The following is an 18,791-nucleotide window of genomic DNA, read 5'->3' on the forward strand; positions in this document are numbered from 1 at the left end:
AATTACTATAACAGAAGTCGACTATGCTGCCGCTGCTATCTCATCATCAAACATTAGAACCTATCTATTTACGCTTTTTAGAAGCGCTTGAAGCCTCTTCGTTTGCAGGTGAAATAGATAAACGTTACAGCGCAAGGCTAATCCAAGCGACCGATAATTCTGTTTACCAGTTTTTACCTCAAGCTGTAATTTATCCGCTAAATCAAACTGATGTTGAACTGGTGTTAACACTGGCTTCAGATCCTCAATATAAGCAAGTCACTTTTAGTGCCCGTGGCGGTGGTACAGGTACTAACGGTCAGTCTTTAACTCATGGCTTTATTCTTGATGTTTCAAGGCATATGAATCAAGTGCTTGAAGTCAACGCTGAAGAAGGTTGGGTCAGAGTACAAGCCGGTGTCGTTAAAGATGCATTGAACGATGCACTGCGGCCACATGGATACTTTTTTAGTCCTGACTTATCAACCTCTAACCGTGCCACTGTTGGCGGGATGATTAATACTGATGCTTCTGGTGCGGGTTCTCTTGTCTATGGTAAAACCTCAGATCATGTATTAGGACTAACCAGCGTGCTGGTAGATGGCAGTGTACTGGCAACTTCACCAATGCAAGGTGATATTGCACTGGGTAAACAAGGTGATTTACACCAACAAGTTAATCAAAACTCCTTTGCTCAACATATTGTCAGTCATATAGCGAGTCGTTGTCATGAAAAGCGAGACTTGATTGTTAAGCAATTCCCTGCGTTAAATCGTTTTTTAACGGGGTATGATTTACGCCATGTCTGGAATGATGATCTGACTCAATTTGATTTATCGCGGATATTAGCAGGCTCTGAAGGCACGCTAGCGGTCTTAGCCGAAGCTAAACTTAATATTACACCGCTTCCTAACACGCGAATGATGCTTAATATCAAATATGATTCGTTTGAGTCAGCATTACGGCATGCACCTTCTTTGGTTGCAGCGAGTGCCACAGTGGTTGAAACGATCGATTCAAAAGTGCTTAACCTTGCCCGCGAAGATATCATCTGGCATTCAGTTTCGCATTTGATTGAAGCTGTACCTGATAAAGTCATCGAGGGGCTTAACATGGTTGAGTTTGCGGGTGATGAAGAGGATGTCAAAGCTCGTATTAGCAAACTGGAATCTGTGTTGGCAAGCCAACTTGCCAATGAAGAAGCTGGTGTTGTGGGTTATCAAATCACTTCAGATAAACCGAGTATCAATAAAATTTATGCGATGCGTAAAAAAGCAGTAGGTCTGCTAGGTGCAACAAAAGGACGCCGAAAACCACTTGCATTTGCCGAAGACACCGCAGTGCCGCCTGAAAACCTAGCGGACTTTATTATGGAGTTTCGTGATTTATTAGACGGGCATAAGCTGCAATATGGCATGTTTGGTCATGTTGATGCTGGTGTGTTACATGTTCGTCCTGCACTAGATATGTGTGATGAAGCAGATGAAAAGTTATTGAAAACCATTTCAGATCAAGTGGCAGAGTTAACGCTTAAATATGGCGGCTTGATGTGGGGTGAACATGGTAAAGGTGTTCGCGGAGAATACGGTCCAGCGGTATTTGGCGATGAACTGTACGGTGAGCTTGAAGAAATTAAAGGTTTATTCGATCCGCAAAACCGTTTAAACCCAGGTAAATTGGTTGCTCCAAAAGACAGTGGCCCTATGATGTTTAACGTTGACAGTGTTAAACGTGGCACATTCGACCGTCAAATCCCAATCCAAGTACGTGATGCGTTTCCTGATGTGATGAACTGCAATGGTAATGGCCTTTGCTTTAACTACAGCAGTTATTCTTTTATGTGTCCGTCATTTAAAGCAACGGGTGACCGTATCCATTCGCCAAAGGGGCGCAGTGGCTTAATGAGAGAATGGCTACGTTTACTAGAAGCTGAAGGTGTTGATGTTGATGCCCTAGCTAAGTCAAAACCATTAAGTTTTTTACAACGTGCTCAGAATAGCTATAACGCAGAGCGTGACTACGATTATTCCCATGAAGTGATGGAGTCTTTGAAAGGATGTTTAGCCTGTAAAGCATGCTCTGGACAATGCCCAGTTAAAGTCGATGTGCCTAAATTCAGAGCGCAATTTTTTAATATCTATTACAAGCGTTACATGCGCCCAGCAAAAGACTATTTGGTCGCAGGTATTGAAGATATGTTACCTATTATGGCCGCAATGCCAAAGGTGACTAACTTTGCATCGCAAAATAAACTCAGCCAATGGGTGATTAAAAAATCGATTGGTTATGTCGATGCGCCAGCATTATCGGTGCCGACACTCAAACAACGCTTAGATGGGCACGAAAGTCGTGGCTATGATTTAGAAGCGCTACAGGGTATTCCTGAGTCAGAGCGTGCTCAATATGTGTTAGTAGTTCAAGATCCTTTTAACAGCTTTTATGATGCGGATCTGGTGTATCGCTTTATTCAGCTAATAAAAGAAATGGGCTTAAAGCCGGTATTATTGCCATTTAAACCTAATGGTAAGCCTACCCACATAAAAGGTTTTTTAGATAAGTTTGCAAAAACAGCGCAATCCAGTGCTGATTTTTTGAATCAAGTGTACGCGCTTAATATGCCAATGGTAGGGTTAGACCCAGCCTTAGTCTTATGTTACCGAGATGAATATCAGCAAGTATTAGGCAATAGTCGTGGAAATTTTGAAGTATTATTAGCAAATGAATGGCTAACGGATGCCATCAATTCAATACCAAAACTGAATAACACGCAGCAAAAATTTAGTTGGTTCAGCCATTGTACTGAATCTACGGCAAAACCTGCCACGCCAGCAGAATGGAAAACCATATTTAGTCACTTTGGGGCTGAATTCGATGTGATAAACGTTGGCTGCTGCGGTATGGCAGGCACCTACGGTCACGAACAAGATAATTTAGGTCGTTCCACTAAATTGTTTGCTATGTCTTGGCAGCCGACCTTAGATAAGATTGACGATAAAACGCAAATTTTAGTGTCAGGCTATTCATGTCGAAGCCAAGTTAAACGTTTTGCAGGCTTCAAACCAAAACATCCAATTGAAGCCTTATTGCAATTGTTAGTTCAAGCGAAACAAGATAATGGCTGACCCCATTAACATTGCCGAAAAATTGGGGCAATTAAGCCCCAATAATAACGAAAGCCAACAATCGTCTACACGGTTATGCAGTGATGAGCCACTATTTAATATTAATAAGCAAGGCGACTGGACGTATTTGGGCAGTCCACTGCCGAAAAAGTTTGCTAAGTTATTTGCGAGTGTACTCAATGGTATTGATGGGAAGTATTTCTTGATTACGCCAGTGGAAAAGGTGCAGGTGACAGTTGAACGTCACGCTTTCGTGATTGTTGATTATATTGAAAATGATGATAACAGCTTATCCCTAATTAGCAGTATTGGTACTGAGCATATAATCAACAACCCTTCATTGGTGAGATTGTTAGAAGATGCTATTGAATTTCCAGTAGAAAGAGGCGTCATTGCAGGGTTAGGGCGTGCTTGTTACTACCGCTATATTAATCAATTTGTAACAGACTGACTAAAATAGCGGTCTTATACGTATCTTACCTAGCTTAAGGTGTTAACCTGAGTATATGATGGTAATCTAAAATACAACTCAGAAATCTGCATTCTTGGCTTGATTCGTTAATTTACCTAGTAGCTAAGGATTGCTGAGCATGTAGGAGGGTTTTATGAAGCGGTACGAAAGTCTTTATTATCAAATCTCTCACCTCAACATCACGCTACAAAATGAGCTTGATGAACGCTTAAAACGTTATGAATTAGACGTTAAGCTTTGGCCAGTGCTGTTTTCTTTATGGCAAGAAGAGGGCATAAGCCAAACTGAACTATCAAAGCTATGTGATGTGGCTAACTACACCATGACGCGTCTGCTAGACCAATTACAAGTACAAGGCTATATCACTCGCCACCAAGAGTCAGACAATCGCCGTGCATTCCAAATTTTCTTAACTGACGCGGGCAAAGCGCTAGAGCAAGACTTGATCCATGAAGCGCAGTGGGTCAATGAGAAGTGTCTGGACGCTCTCGATGAGCAAGAACAGCAAACTTTATTGCAATTGTTGAATAAAATAAATACATAGCCTGAGCATGAGTAAGAGGGAGTCTATTTACAGTTTCAGTTATATTGAACTACCAATTAAAAGGCCGTTAATGTTGTCATTAACGGCCTTTTGTTTCTTGTCAGTTTGAGCTTATGGTTTGTTTAGGCTGACAATTCTTCATGCTTATGCACGAGGTTAAAGTCAGCTAATACGGCATATGCACTTGGTATAATAAATAATACCAATAAGGTAGAGGTGAAAATACCGAACACAATAGAGATTACAATCGGTTTTACGACTTGTGCCTGTAATGAGGTTTCCATCAGTAATGGCAGTAACCCAGCAGCTGTAGTAAGCGATGTTAAAAATACCGCTCTAAATCTATCTCGGCTCGCTTTGACTACTGCTTCTTGAATGTCATCACCTATATCAACGTGGTGCCTTATGTATTGCACCAATAAGATGGAGTCGTTGACGACAATACCAGCTAATGAAACAAAGCCTAAAATTGATGGCATTGATAGGCTGTGACCTGTTAATAAGTGTCCCCAGAATACCCCAATTAAGGCAAGTGGGATGGCTAACATCACCACAAATGGTTCTAAGTAACTTCTGAATTGAAAACTTAAAATGGCGAACAAGCCAAATAAGCCAATGATGAAACCTTGCATGAAGGAGGCACCGGTTTTAGCGGTTTCTTTAGCCGCACCTTCATAGTCCACTCGTAAACCTGGGTATTTTTCTCGTAATTCATTGGCATATTCATTACGTACTTTACTGACAATCTCACTACCATTGGCTTTAGCATTATCAATATCAGCCATTACGGTTACGGTGCGCTGACTTTCAATTCGCTGTATACGTACGTAAGAGCGTTCATAATTCAATGTAGCGACAGCATTAAGTGGCAGCTGACTCCCATCACTAAGCATAATAGGAAAGTTGGCTAATGCCTGTAAATTCCCTGCTTGTTGTTTATTTAGGCGTACTTGAATTTCAATATTTTCGGGTCCTGCTTGCACGTCATCGGCAGTTTGCCCAAAGTAAGCTGCGCGCAGTTGTGATGCGATCATCTCGCCATCGACACCGAAATTTTCAGCGCCGTCACGCAATTTAACGAGCACTTCCTCTTTGCCAGGGCGCATGTCGTCCAAAATACCATTTACACCTGAGAACTGGCTTAAATAAGATTGCAGATCGACTGAGGCCATTTTGAGTAATTCTAAGTCATCATGTTGAAGTCTGACTTCCACATCACGCCCAGCAGGCCCCATACTTGGTTGCTTAAAGACGAGCGATAATGGCTCAGCAATGTCTCCACTTTCTAGACGCCAATCTCGAATAAAGTCATCGATTAAGCTTTCTCGAGTCTCCGCTGACAATAAATCTAACCTGACTGTTGCAACGTGGGGACCTGATTCACCTGCATCGGCGTTTATGTTGTATTGTTCGGTGATATAGCGAATCAAATTTGAGTCTTCTTGATTCTCTTTGGTATAACGGTCACCCACTTTATTCGCACTGGCAACTAACTTTTCGACCACTTGTTTGGTTTGATCCAGTGTTGAGCCTGGCGGCAATATAATGCGCGCTTCAGCGATATCACCATCAAGTTCAGGGAAGCCAACAAATTTCACAGCGCCGCCGGCAACTAGGGCAATAGAGACAAAGAGTAAACCTAAGGTTGCCCCCAGGCTTGCATAACGCCACTTAACCACGAAGCTGACAGCTTCAACTAAATTGTTATTACGAAAATGCTCAAATTTTTCTAAAAAGACACGCTTAAATTTAAGTGGTGGTTTTTCTTGTTTATTTGATTTTAATGAGTGGCTTAAATGGTTCGGTAAAATCAAAAAAGCTTCAATCAAACTGACGCTGAGCACCATAATTAAGACGAGTGGTACAACAGATAGTACATCGCCCATTTGGCCGTCGAGCCACAACAAACTGCCAAAAATAAATACTGTCGTTAAAAAGGATGAGAATACCCCTGGTGCGACCTTTTTAACTCCTTGAGTGACAGCATCATTAATGGGTAAGCCTTTTTCTACATGGGCAGCAACTGACTCTGCAATCACAATGGCATCATCCATCATGATACCAATGGCCATTAACAAACCGACTAGGCTCATGATGTTAATGGATACGCCAAACACCCACATTAAAAATAACCCGCCCATGAAGGCGACAGGCAGACCTGCGGACACCCAAAAAGAATAACGTAACGAGAAAAACAGCCACATTGAAAAGAACACTAAGATGATCCCTTGCCAGCCATTTTTAAGCAGCATGGATAATCTGTCTTGTAGCAATGATGACATATCATTTGTCAGCGTGAGCGTTACGCCATCAGGGGCGACGAGTTGCTCTTGGGCAACAAACTCGGTGACTCGCTCTTTAATGCGCAAAGCATCATCAGCTTTATTTTTTTGAACTTTTAATACCGCTGCAGCTTTACCATTAAATATGGTGTGCTCTTCTTCTAGTTCAAATAAGTCTTCAATTTTAGCGATATCACGTAAGCGAACCACACCGCCTTCAGGGTTTGATGATACGATTATTTTACCCAAATTTTCTGGGGTAATTTGCCGCTCATCAAAACGGATCAATAAGTTTTTATCTGATAACTCTACGCTGCCTGCTGGCATTTGAACGTTCTGACGGCCAACTTTATCGGCGACTTCTGCCACGGTAAGTCCTAAACGTCTTATGTCAGCCTCGTTTAGCTCGACTCGGATTTGATGATCTGAAAAGCCTGATACTGTGACTAAATTAACCCCTGCATCAATCTTTAATCGTCGCTTTAAATCTTCAGCGTAAGACTTTAAGTGAGGCAAACTGGCATCGGCTGCAATAGCAATATCGACGACAGGTTCTGCCCAATCAAGCTCTTTGACGGTTGGTGGGTCAATTTGTGATGGGAAGTCCTTAATGGCATTAATTTCAGTCTGAATATCGACTAAACTACGGCCCATATCGGCATCACCTGTGAGCTTAACGGTAAGCGAGGCAAAGCCTTCTTGTGCATCACATTTGGTTTCTTCAATATCGCTTAGGCCATCAATGGCATCTTCCATTCTCAAACATAAGCTTTCTTCAACCTCTGCAGGAGAGGCGCCTGGATAAACGACACTGGCAATAATGTAAGGCGGGCTAAACTCTGGGAATGTTTCTCGCTTAATTTTGCCAATACTACTTAGGCCGACAACAAAAAACGCCAGCATCATCAAGTTTGCGATGGTTGGATGTCGAGTGAAAAAATTAATCACTGGTTTGACTCCTCATCACTTTGACTTTTTTGCTGTGCCACTTTTAAACTCATGCCTGCAATGGCAGGAATAAGATCGTTAGTAACGATTTGCATGTTTTGCGTTAATGGTGCAGTTGTTGACAGGCTTTCGATTGCGACGCCCTTATCAGTGCGATATACCACTTTTACCTTAATAATCTGTAGTTTTTCTTCAAGATCCATGACATAGATTTGGTCGCCGTGGAGGGCTTTTTCAGGAATAACAAATTGCTCTGACGGGTAGCCATGGATATAAGCTGTAACAAACATGCCATTGGTTAATGGTGGGCGTTTTACCAGATCCATATCCTTAAAGTCTTGTTCAACTTCAAGGTAAAAGCCTATGGTTGCCTGATCCGGATTAATGGTATCGGCTATACGAGTGAGTTTTGCTTGCCACTGGTGATGATTTTGTCCCATGTTGATTTTAACATAAGCATCAAAGTTGACTTTTTCGATTGATGGCAATGATGCTGGATCACGTGGGATCCCAGAGATGCTGCTAATCAGTGTTTCAGCATCTTGCAAAGAGAGCTCGGCTTTGATTTCTACAGCGCCGAGCTGGTGAGCTTCAAATAACACCGAACCATTCGTCACCGCTTGAGCTCGCTCTATGTTCACCTCAGCAATACGGGCGTCAAAGGGCAGGGTAAAGCGGGTATTATTGAGTTGTCGCTGTGCATCATTCAGTAAGGCTTGATTAACTTTGACTTGAGCTTGGGTCACTTTTCTATCATCGGGCAGTAAACTCAAGCTGCTGTTTAAGTCTTGAACTAGGTTACGCTGGGCAAGTAATGCTTGCTTTTGGGTTTCGAGTTCTGACTTAGATATAAGATTTTTAACATTTAGCGCTTGTTTACGCTGGTACTCTTGATCCACTAACGTGAGCTTTTGCTTTTCAATTTGCAAACTGGTTTCAAGGTTAACTTCTTTTTGGTTTAACTGAATTAACTGCGCCTCTGCGGCATTCACATTAGCTTCAGCTTGCGCCAATTTAAGTTCGTATTCGAGTGGATCAATAGCCAATACTAAGGTGCCAGCTTTAATTAAGCGGCCAGTTTCAAGTTCTGGGTGACGATAAATAATCTTACCACCAACCTCAGCAATACCTTGCCAACTGTGCTTTGGCGCGACTCTGCCATACGCTTTAATCACTGGCATACTTTGTTGTTTGTCGAGATTAATGACTTCAACTAAACGAGATTTGTCATGACCTGCTTCCAGTTCAGGCGATGAGCGCATTGCAATAGCGATAAATAAAATAATAAATCCGGCAGCAATCCCCGGGAAAACATAACGTCTTTTTAAGCTGGTCATTTTTTGCAGTCCTGGCTTGGTTGGTTGTCATCGGCAAAAAGCCCATGACGTAAAAGTGATGCATTGTGCTTCGCAAGCTTTTGCATAAATTCAGGTGAGGTTTCGATACCAACGGCTTTTTTAAATAGCTCAGGCATCAAAAAAGGGAAAATCAGTAAGCTAATAAAACTCATTTTGGCGCACATTACATCAACATCCGCTTTTAAAATATCGGCATCTTTAATTTTGTCTATGATGGCGAATTTAGGTGATGGCATTAAGGTTAATAGCCTTGCTTGTAGCTCACGATTTTGCGGTGAGTCAGGCAAACTTGCAGTGCGATAAATGAGCTTCGGAAAATCTGGGTTTTGACTCATCATACTGTAATAAGTGCTAAGTATTTCTTCTGGTGAGTTGTGGATCATTGCTTTGTTAGTTTGAGATATTTTTTGCGTCAGTGGTGCTAATGTTTCTTTTAGCATTTCACTGAATAAGCCCAATTTGGATTGGAAATAATAACGGATCAGACTGGCGTCAACATTCGCTTGCTGTGCAATCGCACGTACAGATACTTTGTCGTAATCACTTTCAACAAAGAGTACGCGAGCAGCTTCGATTAATGCATTGCGATTATCGACCTGAGTTAACGGTCTACCAGCAGTTTTTTTAAGAATGGGCATCGGTAAGCACTAATGTATGAATAATTCTTCAAGTGTAGAATATAGTAAGCCAACCTGAGTCTTTCGTTTACTATTTAAATTCATCAATATTCCACATTTGATGAATTAATTGAAAAATTCAACACTAGATCACACTTCTTGTAGTGGTGACCAAAATATTAAAACAGTATAAAAAACAAAAGCTAGCAAGATGCTAGCTTTTAGTCACAACAGAGTAAAAATCTGTGTTCAATTAAGTTAAATCATTTATAACGCTGTTGTTAGTATTTCTCGGCTGACAGTTAAATCAATATCACCATGTTCACCTAGTTTTGTCATACCGTGTTTTTCAAGGGCATTAACCATGACATCGACTTGATCTGTACCTAAATCAATATCTCCTAAACGAATTGGCACTTGCATTCGTTTAAAGAACGCTTCTGTTGCAAGAATCGCTTGATCAATTTTTTGCTCATCAGTGCCTGTAGTGATGCCAAATACACGTTCAGCATATTGAACTAGCTTGTCATGTTTTTGTTCACGGCGCACTTTCATTACCGCAGGTAACACAATTGATAAAGTACGTGCATGATCAATACCGTGGCTGGCTGTTAATTCATGACCAATCATGTGAGTCGACCAATCTTGTGGTACGCCGGCACCAATTAAGCCATTTAGTGCCATGGTGGCTGACCACATGATATTAGCTCTGACTTCAAGATCTTGTTTTGTCTCGGCAGCCAGAGCTTTAGGGCCTTCTTCAATTAAGGTTTGCAGTAAACCTTCACTGAATCTGTCTTGTACTTTACCGTTGACGCTGTAAGTTAAGTATTGCTCCATAATATGAATGTAAGCATCAATAACCCCATTACTAATTTGTCGATCTGACAGTGATAGCGTCACAGAAGGATCGAGTACTGCAAATAATGGTCTGACTAATGGGCTACCAAATGGCAGTTTATTACCATCACGAGTAATAACGGAGCCACCATTAGACTCTGAACCTGTCGCTGGCAGTGTTAAGACTGCACCGATTGGCAGTGCTTGTTTAACACTGGCCCCTTTTGCAACGATATCCCAAGGATCTTGGCCTTCAAATTTTGCTGCAGCGGCTATAAATTTAACGCCATCAACAACTGAACCACCGCCTACTGCTAGGAGGTAATCAATATTTTCCGCTTCAATGATGGCTTGCGCTTTCATTAATGTATCGTATTGCGGGTTAGGCTCAACACCAGAGAACTCAAACCAAGTATGGTCTTTAAGTGCTTCGGTGACTTGTTGGTATACGCCATTTGACTTAATCGACCCGCCACCATAAACCATTAATACTTTGGCATCTGTTGGGATTTCTTGGCTGATTGCGCTGATTTGGTTTTCACCAAATAAAATTTTTGTATTGTTTTGAAAAGAAAAATTTAACATGTGTCGTTCCTGATAATAAAGTGATGCACTGTGTTACACAGTGGGGATCAAGACTAATTGACTGTTATGCATTGAGCTGGCTAATCAACTTTTGTGCTGTTAATGATGAGCTAGCAGGATTTTGACCTGTAATGAGTAAGCCATCTTGTACGGAGAAAGCATGCCAATCTGCCGCTTTTTGGTAATCAGCGCCACGGGCGATAAGTTCATCTTCTAATAAAAATGGCACAATATCCGTTAATTGGACAGCGTCTTCTTCTGAGTTCGTGAAGCCTGTTACGGCTTTATCAGCGACAATATGCTTACCGTTTTGGTCTTTGACATTTAATAACACTGCTGTGGCGTGGCAAACTGCTGCGATAGGTTTATTTTGAACCACAAATTGGTTAATCAGTGAGATTGAATCTGCATTGTCAGCTAAATCCCATAATGGCCCATGTCCGCCCGGATAAAATACGCCATCAAACTTTGCTGGATGTATGCTAGATAATACACGAGTGTTAGCCAGCAATGATTTAAGCTGCTCGTCGTTGTCAAAACGGTGAGTGTCCTCTGTTTGAAAATCAGCTAATTCACTTTTGGGATCAATAGGCGGCTGTCCACCAAGAGGAGAGGCTAAAACAACTTCATAGCCAGCATCGGCAAATACATAATAAGGTGCTGCAAACTCTTCAATCCAAAATCCGGTTTTTTCACCTGTATTGCCTAACTTGTCATGTGAAGTTAGCACCATTAATACTTTTTTGGTGGTTTGTGTTGCTTGAGTCATGATATTCCCTTAAACAAGTTTGTGTAATGAGGCTCTGAATAATGCTACACAGTATAGAAATACATTTAGATTCGTACAATGCAGATATTTTTGACTTCATTGTTTAATTAATTGATACAATGGCCGGAAGGTTTTAAGCGGAGTATTGTTAAGTGAACGTATCGTTTGAACAGTTAAAGAGCATGGTGGTTTTTTCACAAGTAGTGGAGCAAGGTAGCTTGAGTGGCGCGGCAAAGCACATCGGCTTATCTCGTGCTGTGGTGAGCTACCATTTAAAAAAGCTTGAAGCGCATTTATCAGTAAAGTTACTTAACCGTTCAACAAGAAGCATCAGCCTAACCGAAGAGGGCAAAGCCTATTATCAGTCATGTAAAGTGATTGCTGAGCAAGCTTTTAATGCGAATCGACAAATTGAAAATATGAAAAGTGAACCCGTAGGGCTAATTCGTATTACTTGTCCGGTTAATGCTGGGCTTGAAACCATAGTGCCAGCCTTGAATGAATTTAAAGTGATGTACCCCAAAATTGAACTTGATGTCATGTTGACTGATGAAATTGTCAATATCATAAATCAAGGGTTTGATTTAGCGATTAGAGGTGCGCCATTAGTTGATTCAAGTTTACAAGCTACAAAACTCTGTGTATTAACGACTTGTTTGTGCGGTTCTCCAGATTACTTTGAGCGTAACGGTCGTCCGAGTTCGCCGGCTGATCTTAGCTCACATGATTGGGTTATCTATAAACCTCTTAAAAAAGTGTTGGAGCTGAAGAAAGGTGCTCGCTCGTTCAGTATTGAAATGAAAGGCTCGATAACCACAAATAATGCTTCAGCACGAACAGCCTTTATTGAAGGAGGACATGGTATAGGAAGGGTGCCGACTTATGATGCTTGGCCTAAGGTTAAGCAAGGAACCCTTGAAACCGTGCTCGATGATTACCATTTATCCGATATTAATATTTATGGTGTATTCCCGCCTGGGGCGGCTGACTCAAAAAAATTGCGATTATTACTCGATTTTTTAAAGGTGTATTTTGATAAACAGATTAGTCAAATGAGCTTATCTAAAACACATTTTAATCAGTAGATGAAACGTTTTGTAAAGCAGACTTCACTGTCAGTTTAAGACGATCTTTTGGCCGTTTTAATTGTGTCTTTACACCATCTAAGACAGCAGTACCAACTAACCAAAAAACAACCTGCAGCTAATACATAAGTGATTGAATTGTGCTCAGGAAAGCTAAAAGGATGGTAAATTACATCAAGCCAAAAAAGGCTTGTGGAAATAGCCATGAGTACACTCAATGTGCCCAGTACGGTAATAGTCAGTTTGGAAAACATGATATGACGTTTTTTGCAATGACACATGGATGAAAAATCCACAATTTCTGCGTCACAATGAATGCAAGTTATTCTTTTTTTGTATGACTTACTCATCTGATTTCGAACCTGCTACACGTGAACCTGCTGTCGTGTGATTACTTAACATCAACAACTTACCTATATCAATCTTGAATATTTGTTACCTAGATAACTTTAGTGTTAATGCTTGTTGATTTCTTTGCATTAAATCAAAGAATACTGGATTAGAATTAAATTTTAAAAAAATAAAAAAATATTTTTTGATTTTTACTCATATAGATAGATGGTTTTTATAATATCTTTTTCCTCATATTTTATAGATTTAAAAAATAATTCTAAAAAATGAAATTTTAATTTTCATTTTAAGGTCTCTTTATTTAACCGGTGCAGTGTTTTGTGCCAAGTGGGATAAGAAGATATTAATTGGAGTGAAATATGAATACCAAAATAATGATTTTGACCGCTTTTAGTTTTATGCTAACCAGTTTTACGGCTCAGTCATCAAGCATTACGTTTCATGATGATTTAGATGTTGATAGTGTGAATGGTGTTGTTATCGAATTTCAGCGTGAAGTGGATCTTATCCCTGGCGAGCAATTAATTGAAGTGAGCTATAGCGATCTGTTTCAAGATAACGCCGATGACTCAGGGCATTGGGTTAAGTCTGAACCACTTTATCTTAAGCTAAATGTCGAAGGTAATGAGCAGTATCATTTAGATTTACCTGAGTTGTACTCAGCTGATGATGCAAAAGACTTTTTACAAAATCCAGTACTATCTTTGTCAGTTGATGGCGAGCCTCAAGATATTACATTATTGAGTCAATCACAGTTATTTACTTTACTATTATTAAAACAATAGCCATTGATTTTAATAAAATAATGCTTATAAGGTTATTTACATATCATCCTTAATTATTTCACTGTTTGAGATAGTTAACTCGTGAAATATTTCTTTAGAATGCTACTCAATTATGAGTAGCATTTTTATATTTAATTACCCACCACGTTAAAATAACCATTTGATTTGGATTTTTAGTTAACTTCAAATTAATGTTACTGATTCTCGATGAGTTACCTCGAGTGTATGACATTCAATTTCAAGCTATAATTTTTAGATTCTAACTTGCGTTCCCTATACAGGATCCTTATTATCCTTATCCCAATTTTAAAAAGGCACCATCATGGCAATCAGAATCAAGCTTAGACCTAAGCGTGAAAAATCACTTGAACGTAAGCACCCTTGGGTATTTGCAAGTGGTATACATAACATAAAAGGTAAACCACAAGCAGGTGAAACCGTTGATGTTGTCGCTCATGATGGTCATTGGTTAGGCCGTGGTGCTTGGTCTCCTGAATCACAAATTCAAGTGCGTGTGTGGACGTTTGATAAAGAAGAGCAAATCGATAAAGACTTTTTTGTTCGTCGTATTCAGCGTGCTCAATTGGGGCGTGATGCATTAATTGAAGAACAAGGCCTTACCGGCTATCGTCTTATTGCTGCGGAATCAGATGGCTTACCGGGTATTACCATTGATAAGTACGCGAATGTTTTAGTCTGTCAATTACTGAGCACAGGGGCTGATTACTGGCGTGATACTTTAGTTGAGGTATTAGCAGAACTCTATCCTGATTGTGCCATTTACGAGCGTTCTGATGTCGACTCTCGTAAGAAAGAAGGTTTAAAGCCTGTCACCGGTTTATTGCACGGTGAATTACCAGTAATGCCAGTGGTAATTGAAGAAAATGGTATAAAAATTTCTGTTGATGTGACAAAAGGGCATAAAACGGGTTTTTATTTAGATCAACGTGATAACCGCGCTATTGCAGCACGCTTCGTAAAAAATAAGTCAGTGCTTAATTGCTTTTGCTATACAGGTACCTTCGGTTTGTATGCTGCAAAAGGCGGCGCAGCGAGCATTGAAAATGTCGATGTCTCTAAACTTGCGTTAGATACCGCGCGATTAAATATGGAAATAAACGGCTTTAATGATGATCACGTTAATTATCATGAAGCTGATGTCTTTAAGTTACTGCGCCAGTATCGTGATGAAGGTAAAACCTTTGACGTCATTGTGCTAGATCCACCTAAGTTTGCTGACAATAAAGCACAACTGAATGGTGCTTGCCGTGGTTACAAAGACATCAATATGATTGCGATGCAGTTATTAAATCCTGGTGGAACATTACTAACGTTCTCTTGTTCAGGGTTAATGGCCGCTGATTTATTCCAAAAAGTGGTTGCTGATGCGGCGCTTGATGCAAAGCGTGACGTTCAATTTATTGATAGATTGAGCCAAGCAAGTGATCATCCTATTGGTAGTGCATTTCCAGAAGGATTTTACCTTAAAGGCTTGGTTGCAAGAGTCTTTTAAAGACTATTGCCACTGACGCTCGTGATTAAGGCTGCCATATGGCAGCCTTTTTAATGCTTAAAATTCGCGAACTGTAATAATATGAACAATGCTTAAGCTAAGGTTTTGTTGATAGTTAACTTGATGTACTTTTAAGTATCATGGATAGGAAGGGCTAATAATGAAAAATATGAAAAAGACTTCTCGAGTAAACAATATGCTGTCGTTTTTTATGATTGCGCCTTTGTTATATGGCAGCGCAAGTATGGTTAACGCCCACGAAATACACGAGTTAACTACATCAAATGGTGGCACTTATGTTAAAGCATTTTCTTTTTCTAACCAGCAAAGTGTGGTGATTGCTGAAGGCCGTATCGAGCCACGTTCTATTGGTACCATAAGCATTAAGCTATATAAAAACTTGGATGTAGGTGATTTTGCTGATGGGATAATTATTCCTAGAGATGGCACAATTTTATCGGTAGAAGTCCTTAAAGATAATAGTGATGGCCAACAACTTACTATTACTACGGTAACCGCTGGAAGTGGAAACTATCAAACAAGCCAGTTGGTGTGTATTGCAGAAAACGCTGTCAGTTTATGCGACTAAAAAACAGTAAAACAATATAATGGCTACGCTAAGGCTGCATATAGCAGCCTTTTTTAATGTGTATCTTCAATGTAATTTCGGTAGCGTTAACTAAACCAATAAAGACCTAAAACACTCATAAACGTAACCATGACACTGGCTTCAAATACTTTCTTACTGCTCAATAAGCTTTGTTTACCTTGTTTTAAACTCCCAATTAATTGGTTTTGTTTGTATAAACGACAGGTTAATTGCTCTGTTTGTGGGTCAATGAGTAACTGAAGTTGGCAAGGTTTGCCATTTTTAAGCTCAATACGGTGAGTACTTCTTTGGCTAAAGTTGATTTTACTTGATACAAGCTGATCATTAACTAAAACACGCTCTAATCCAAACCAATCACTGGCAAGCAATTCGATTTTTTCATGATTTAAATGATATTTAAAACTTGTCATTAATCTCTCCTTGGCGTGTAAACCTACCTTAAGATAAGCAGACAAATGTGACGTTTTCCACCAAGATAAATGAAGTTTTTTTGAATGGATTAGTATGTGATTGTTGAGATTGAAGAAAATTTTTTATTTTATTTTTGGAGCAAGTAATTGTTAGACAGAAACGCATAAAATAGTTTTTGCCATTAATTATATGGTTTTATTTATATATAAAACAGTTGGTTACGGTTATTCGCCATTCAGGGGCTCTAAACCACAATAATGAGCAAGTAAATCACGCCAACTCACAATACCGACAATTTCCTTATCCACTAATACAGGCAAGCAGGTGATCCCTTTAGATAAGATAAGTTCTGAAGCACTGTTAACATCCAACTCTGGAGGAATAGTGATAGGGTGGTGAGCCATCACTTGATGGACACGTTTTTGTAGCGTTTCAATATCTCGAGTTAGTTCTGCGGCCGTGCCAAGATTTGGACTGATAGCATTAACCAGATCGGCACGCGCCAAGATACCGGAGACTTGATTATGTTCATCTAACACCACAAGGTGATGAAATGGTACATTGTCAAAAATATCTTTAGCCGTGGCTAACCGATCATCCATTTCAACAGTGACTACTCTGTGGCTCATTATTTGCTCAACAGTAACCATCTTGTTCTCCTTTTCAATTAATCTATTTATATCAGACAATTGAAAAGCCGACAAATGATGAATAATTGAGTCATGTATCGTGATTGATCAGTTCATTGCTTATTTCAACAGTTATTTTATGGTTTAGTTAAGTGGTAATTAATGTATCGTTGCTGCTTTTTAGGTTTCAATGCATGCATATCAACAAGTACCAGTCCATCAATACAGTTGCCAAAATCAGTATCGATACCAAAGTCGAGAAACGATACGCCATTTTGTTCGCACAATTCGCCATATTGTTTAAACAGTGGCGGTACTGCCGCCCCCATATTCGCCATTGTGTGTTTTAACACTTTGAAATTAGATGCGTAATCGTCAGCGGAATAAAGTGCATCGAGTTGTTGGCGTTTATCTTGGGTAAAGCGGTAAGGGCAATTTGAGATTGCTAACACCTCAGGGTTACTGAATTGCTTCTGATAGAAATGGACAAGCATTTCTTTCGCTTGTTCGGGGATTTGGTCACTAATAGACACAGGACCAAATAAATAGCGAAATTGTGGATTCTTAGCTAAATAAGCGCCAATACCAAGCCATAAGTAGTCTAGGCTTCGTTTTCCCCAATACTTTGGCTGCACGAAGCTACGGCCAAGCTCTAAGCCATTTTCAAAGTAGGGGGCAAACTCATCGTTATATTGAAACAATGATTGGCTATATAAGGCCGTTTTACCTTGATGCTCGTGAACCCACTTAGCACTTGCAAAACGATAGGATCCTACAATTTCTAAATCATCCTTATCCCATAACACCAGGTGCTGATAATAAGGATCATATTGATCGTTATCTCGCCTGTTGCCGCTACCTTCCCCCACGGCACGAAATGCGATTTCTCTTAATCGGCCAATTTCTCGCATGATTGGATTGCAGCCTTGGTGCTGATATAAAAAGATTTGTTTATTGTCATTAGTCTCACCGAGCATCTCACATTGTTGCAAAGCTGATTGCAGTTCGCTTCGTGACTCTGGATGGGCAATGGCTTTTTGTGTAGCAAATAATGGCCGACGATTCTTTCCAATTCGATAAAGGTGATTCTTAAGTAACTGAACCTTGGTTTTGACATTAAAATCATGGCCAGTAATAGCTTCTTTAGGAATTAACTGTCCAATTCGTACTGGCATGGTGCGCTTTTGCTGTTTAAACATTTCTTTGACGAGCAATAAACTAGCGAGTGGCTTATAAATCATTGAAGCGCCATAGAATGAAAGTGAGTTTTTAGCATCAACAAACATTGGCAGTAGCGGAGCATTGCAGGAGTTGGCCATTTTTAAAAAGCCAGAATGCCACTTTAAATCAGTGACACCTGAGGGTCTGAGTCTTGATACTTCTCCTGAAGGAAAAATTAATACAGCGCCTTCATTTTTTAGGTGCAAGTGAATATTTTCTAAGTGCTGTCTTGGTGTACCACCGGACATGTTATTCACGGGAAGCAGCAGTGAATGTAGTGGTTCAAGTGCCATCAGCAGTTCATTCGCGACGACTTTGATATCAGGTCGAACTTGGCTAATAAGTTTGATGAGAGCGAGTGCATCAAGGGAACCAATAGGGTGATTGGCATAAATAACCACTCTTCCTTCGATGGGAATATTTTCAATTTCATTACTAGGCACTGAGTAATTGAAATCAAAACAATCTAGTACATGCTCGACAAAATCTACCCCTTTCAAATAAGCGAATTCTGCCGCGATATCATTACATTGTTTTTCGTTTAATAAATAACGCAACATGGCTTTTGTTGGTGTTGCTAGCCAAGGTGTTTGGTGGATTTTGGGTAAGTTTTTTTCTACCACATTATCTACTGTAAAAATCATGTCCATAGCCTTTATTGTTATAAGAA

General features: G+C 40.0%; 15 protein-coding genes. 7 read left to right on the forward strand and 8 right to left on the reverse strand.

The genetic code is table 11. The annotated features are described in order from the left end of the window. Positions 1–23 precede the first annotated feature (23 nt). The 3 genes from ydiJ to A9267_RS01135 all read left to right on the forward strand — a co-directional run bounded on the left by ydiJ (position 24) and on the right by A9267_RS01135 (position 4,117). The gene (gene ydiJ, locus A9267_RS01125) at positions 24–3,101 is read left to right on the forward strand and encodes a D-2-hydroxyglutarate dehydrogenase YdiJ (RefSeq protein ID WP_065107940.1); all 3,078 of its coding nucleotides are present in this window, start codon (positions 24–26) and stop codon (positions 3,099–3,101) included. Then, the gene (locus A9267_RS01130; protein ID WP_065107941.1) at positions 3,094–3,552 is read left to right on the forward strand and encodes a DUF1285 domain-containing protein; all 459 of its coding nucleotides are present in this window, start codon (positions 3,094–3,096) and stop codon (positions 3,550–3,552) included. The genes ydiJ and A9267_RS01130 overlap by 8 nt, the downstream gene beginning before the upstream one ends. A 154-nt stretch (positions 3,553–3,706) precedes the next feature. Then, on the forward strand, positions 3,707–4,117 hold the full coding sequence (locus tag A9267_RS01135) for a MarR family winged helix-turn-helix transcriptional regulator (protein WP_065107942.1): 411 nt from the start codon (positions 3,707–3,709) through the stop codon (positions 4,115–4,117). 122 nt (positions 4,118–4,239) lie between these two features. Here the strand turns inward: A9267_RS01135 and A9267_RS01140 are convergent, their stop codons facing one another. The 5 genes from A9267_RS01140 to A9267_RS01160 all read right to left on the reverse strand — a co-directional run bounded on the left by A9267_RS01140 (position 4,240) and on the right by A9267_RS01160 (position 11,516). After that, positions 4,240–7,347, reverse strand: coding sequence for an efflux RND transporter permease subunit (locus A9267_RS01140; RefSeq protein WP_065107943.1), 3,108 nt, complete (start codon positions 7,345–7,347; stop codon positions 4,240–4,242). After that, on the reverse strand, positions 7,344–8,684 hold the full coding sequence (locus tag A9267_RS01145) for an efflux RND transporter periplasmic adaptor subunit (RefSeq protein ID WP_065107944.1): 1,341 nt from the start codon (positions 8,682–8,684) through the stop codon (positions 7,344–7,346). Before A9267_RS01145 ends, A9267_RS01140 begins: the two co-directional genes overlap by 4 nt. Next, positions 8,681–9,343, reverse strand: a complete 663-nt coding sequence (locus A9267_RS01150; RefSeq protein ID WP_065107945.1) for a TetR family transcriptional regulator — start codon at positions 9,341–9,343, stop codon at positions 8,681–8,683. Before A9267_RS01150 ends, A9267_RS01145 begins: the two co-directional genes overlap by 4 nt. Positions 9,344–9,589: 246 nt before the next feature. Next, the gene (locus tag A9267_RS01155) at positions 9,590–10,747 is read right to left on the reverse strand and encodes an iron-containing alcohol dehydrogenase (RefSeq protein ID WP_065107946.1); all 1,158 of its coding nucleotides are present in this window, start codon (positions 10,745–10,747) and stop codon (positions 9,590–9,592) included. Positions 10,748–10,811: 64 nt separating this feature from the next. Next, complete coding sequence (locus A9267_RS01160) at positions 10,812–11,516, reverse strand: type 1 glutamine amidotransferase domain-containing protein (RefSeq protein ID WP_065107947.1); 705 nt, start codon at positions 11,514–11,516, stop codon at positions 10,812–10,814. Between the two features lie 152 nt (positions 11,517–11,668). Here A9267_RS01160 and A9267_RS01165 point away from each other — a divergent pair, with 152 nt between their 5' ends. The 4 genes from A9267_RS01165 to A9267_RS01180 all read left to right on the forward strand — a co-directional run bounded on the left by A9267_RS01165 (position 11,669) and on the right by A9267_RS01180 (position 15,839). Then, positions 11,669–12,601 carry a LysR family transcriptional regulator gene (locus A9267_RS01165; protein ID WP_065107948.1) on the forward strand — a complete coding sequence of 311 codons (933 nt, stop codon included), beginning with the start codon at positions 11,669–11,671 and terminating at the stop codon, positions 12,599–12,601. Positions 12,602–13,311: 710 nt separating this feature from the next. Beyond that, complete coding sequence (locus A9267_RS01170) at positions 13,312–13,737, forward strand: DUF2057 family protein (protein WP_055023226.1); 426 nt, start codon at positions 13,312–13,314, stop codon at positions 13,735–13,737. Positions 13,738–14,059: 322 nt separating this feature from the next. After that, on the forward strand, positions 14,060–15,250 hold the full coding sequence (locus tag A9267_RS01175; RefSeq protein WP_065107949.1) for a class I SAM-dependent rRNA methyltransferase: 1,191 nt from the start codon (positions 14,060–14,062) through the stop codon (positions 15,248–15,250). Between the two features lie 160 nt (positions 15,251–15,410). Then, a complete protein-coding gene (locus A9267_RS01180; RefSeq protein ID WP_231919024.1) occupies positions 15,411–15,839 on the forward strand; it encodes a PliI family lysozyme inhibitor of I-type lysozyme in 429 nt (142 codons plus the stop codon). An 86-nt stretch (positions 15,840–15,925) separates the two neighbouring features. Here A9267_RS01180 and A9267_RS01185 read toward each other — a convergent pair whose 3' ends face one another. From A9267_RS01185 to A9267_RS01195, 3 genes are all read right to left on the reverse strand, one after another. Then, the gene (locus A9267_RS01185; protein WP_055023223.1) at positions 15,926–16,270 is read right to left on the reverse strand and encodes a hypothetical protein; all 345 of its coding nucleotides are present in this window, start codon (positions 16,268–16,270) and stop codon (positions 15,926–15,928) included. Positions 16,271–16,495: 225 nt separating this feature from the next. Further along, positions 16,496–16,921 (reverse strand): CBS domain-containing protein, encoded by a 426-nt coding sequence (locus tag A9267_RS01190; protein ID WP_065107950.1) that lies wholly within the window; start codon positions 16,919–16,921, stop codon positions 16,496–16,498. A 116-nt stretch (positions 16,922–17,037) separates the two neighbouring features. Then, entirely contained in the window at positions 17,038–18,765 is a 1,728-nt protein-coding gene (locus A9267_RS01195) for a GNAT family N-acyltransferase (RefSeq protein ID WP_065107951.1), read from the reverse strand. Positions 18,766–18,791 lie beyond the last annotated feature (26 nt).

Origin of the sequence: Shewanella sp. UCD-FRSSP16_17 (assembly GCF_001675935.1) — a bacterium.
Lineage (GTDB): Bacteria > Pseudomonadota > Gammaproteobacteria > Enterobacterales > Shewanellaceae > Shewanella > Shewanella japonica.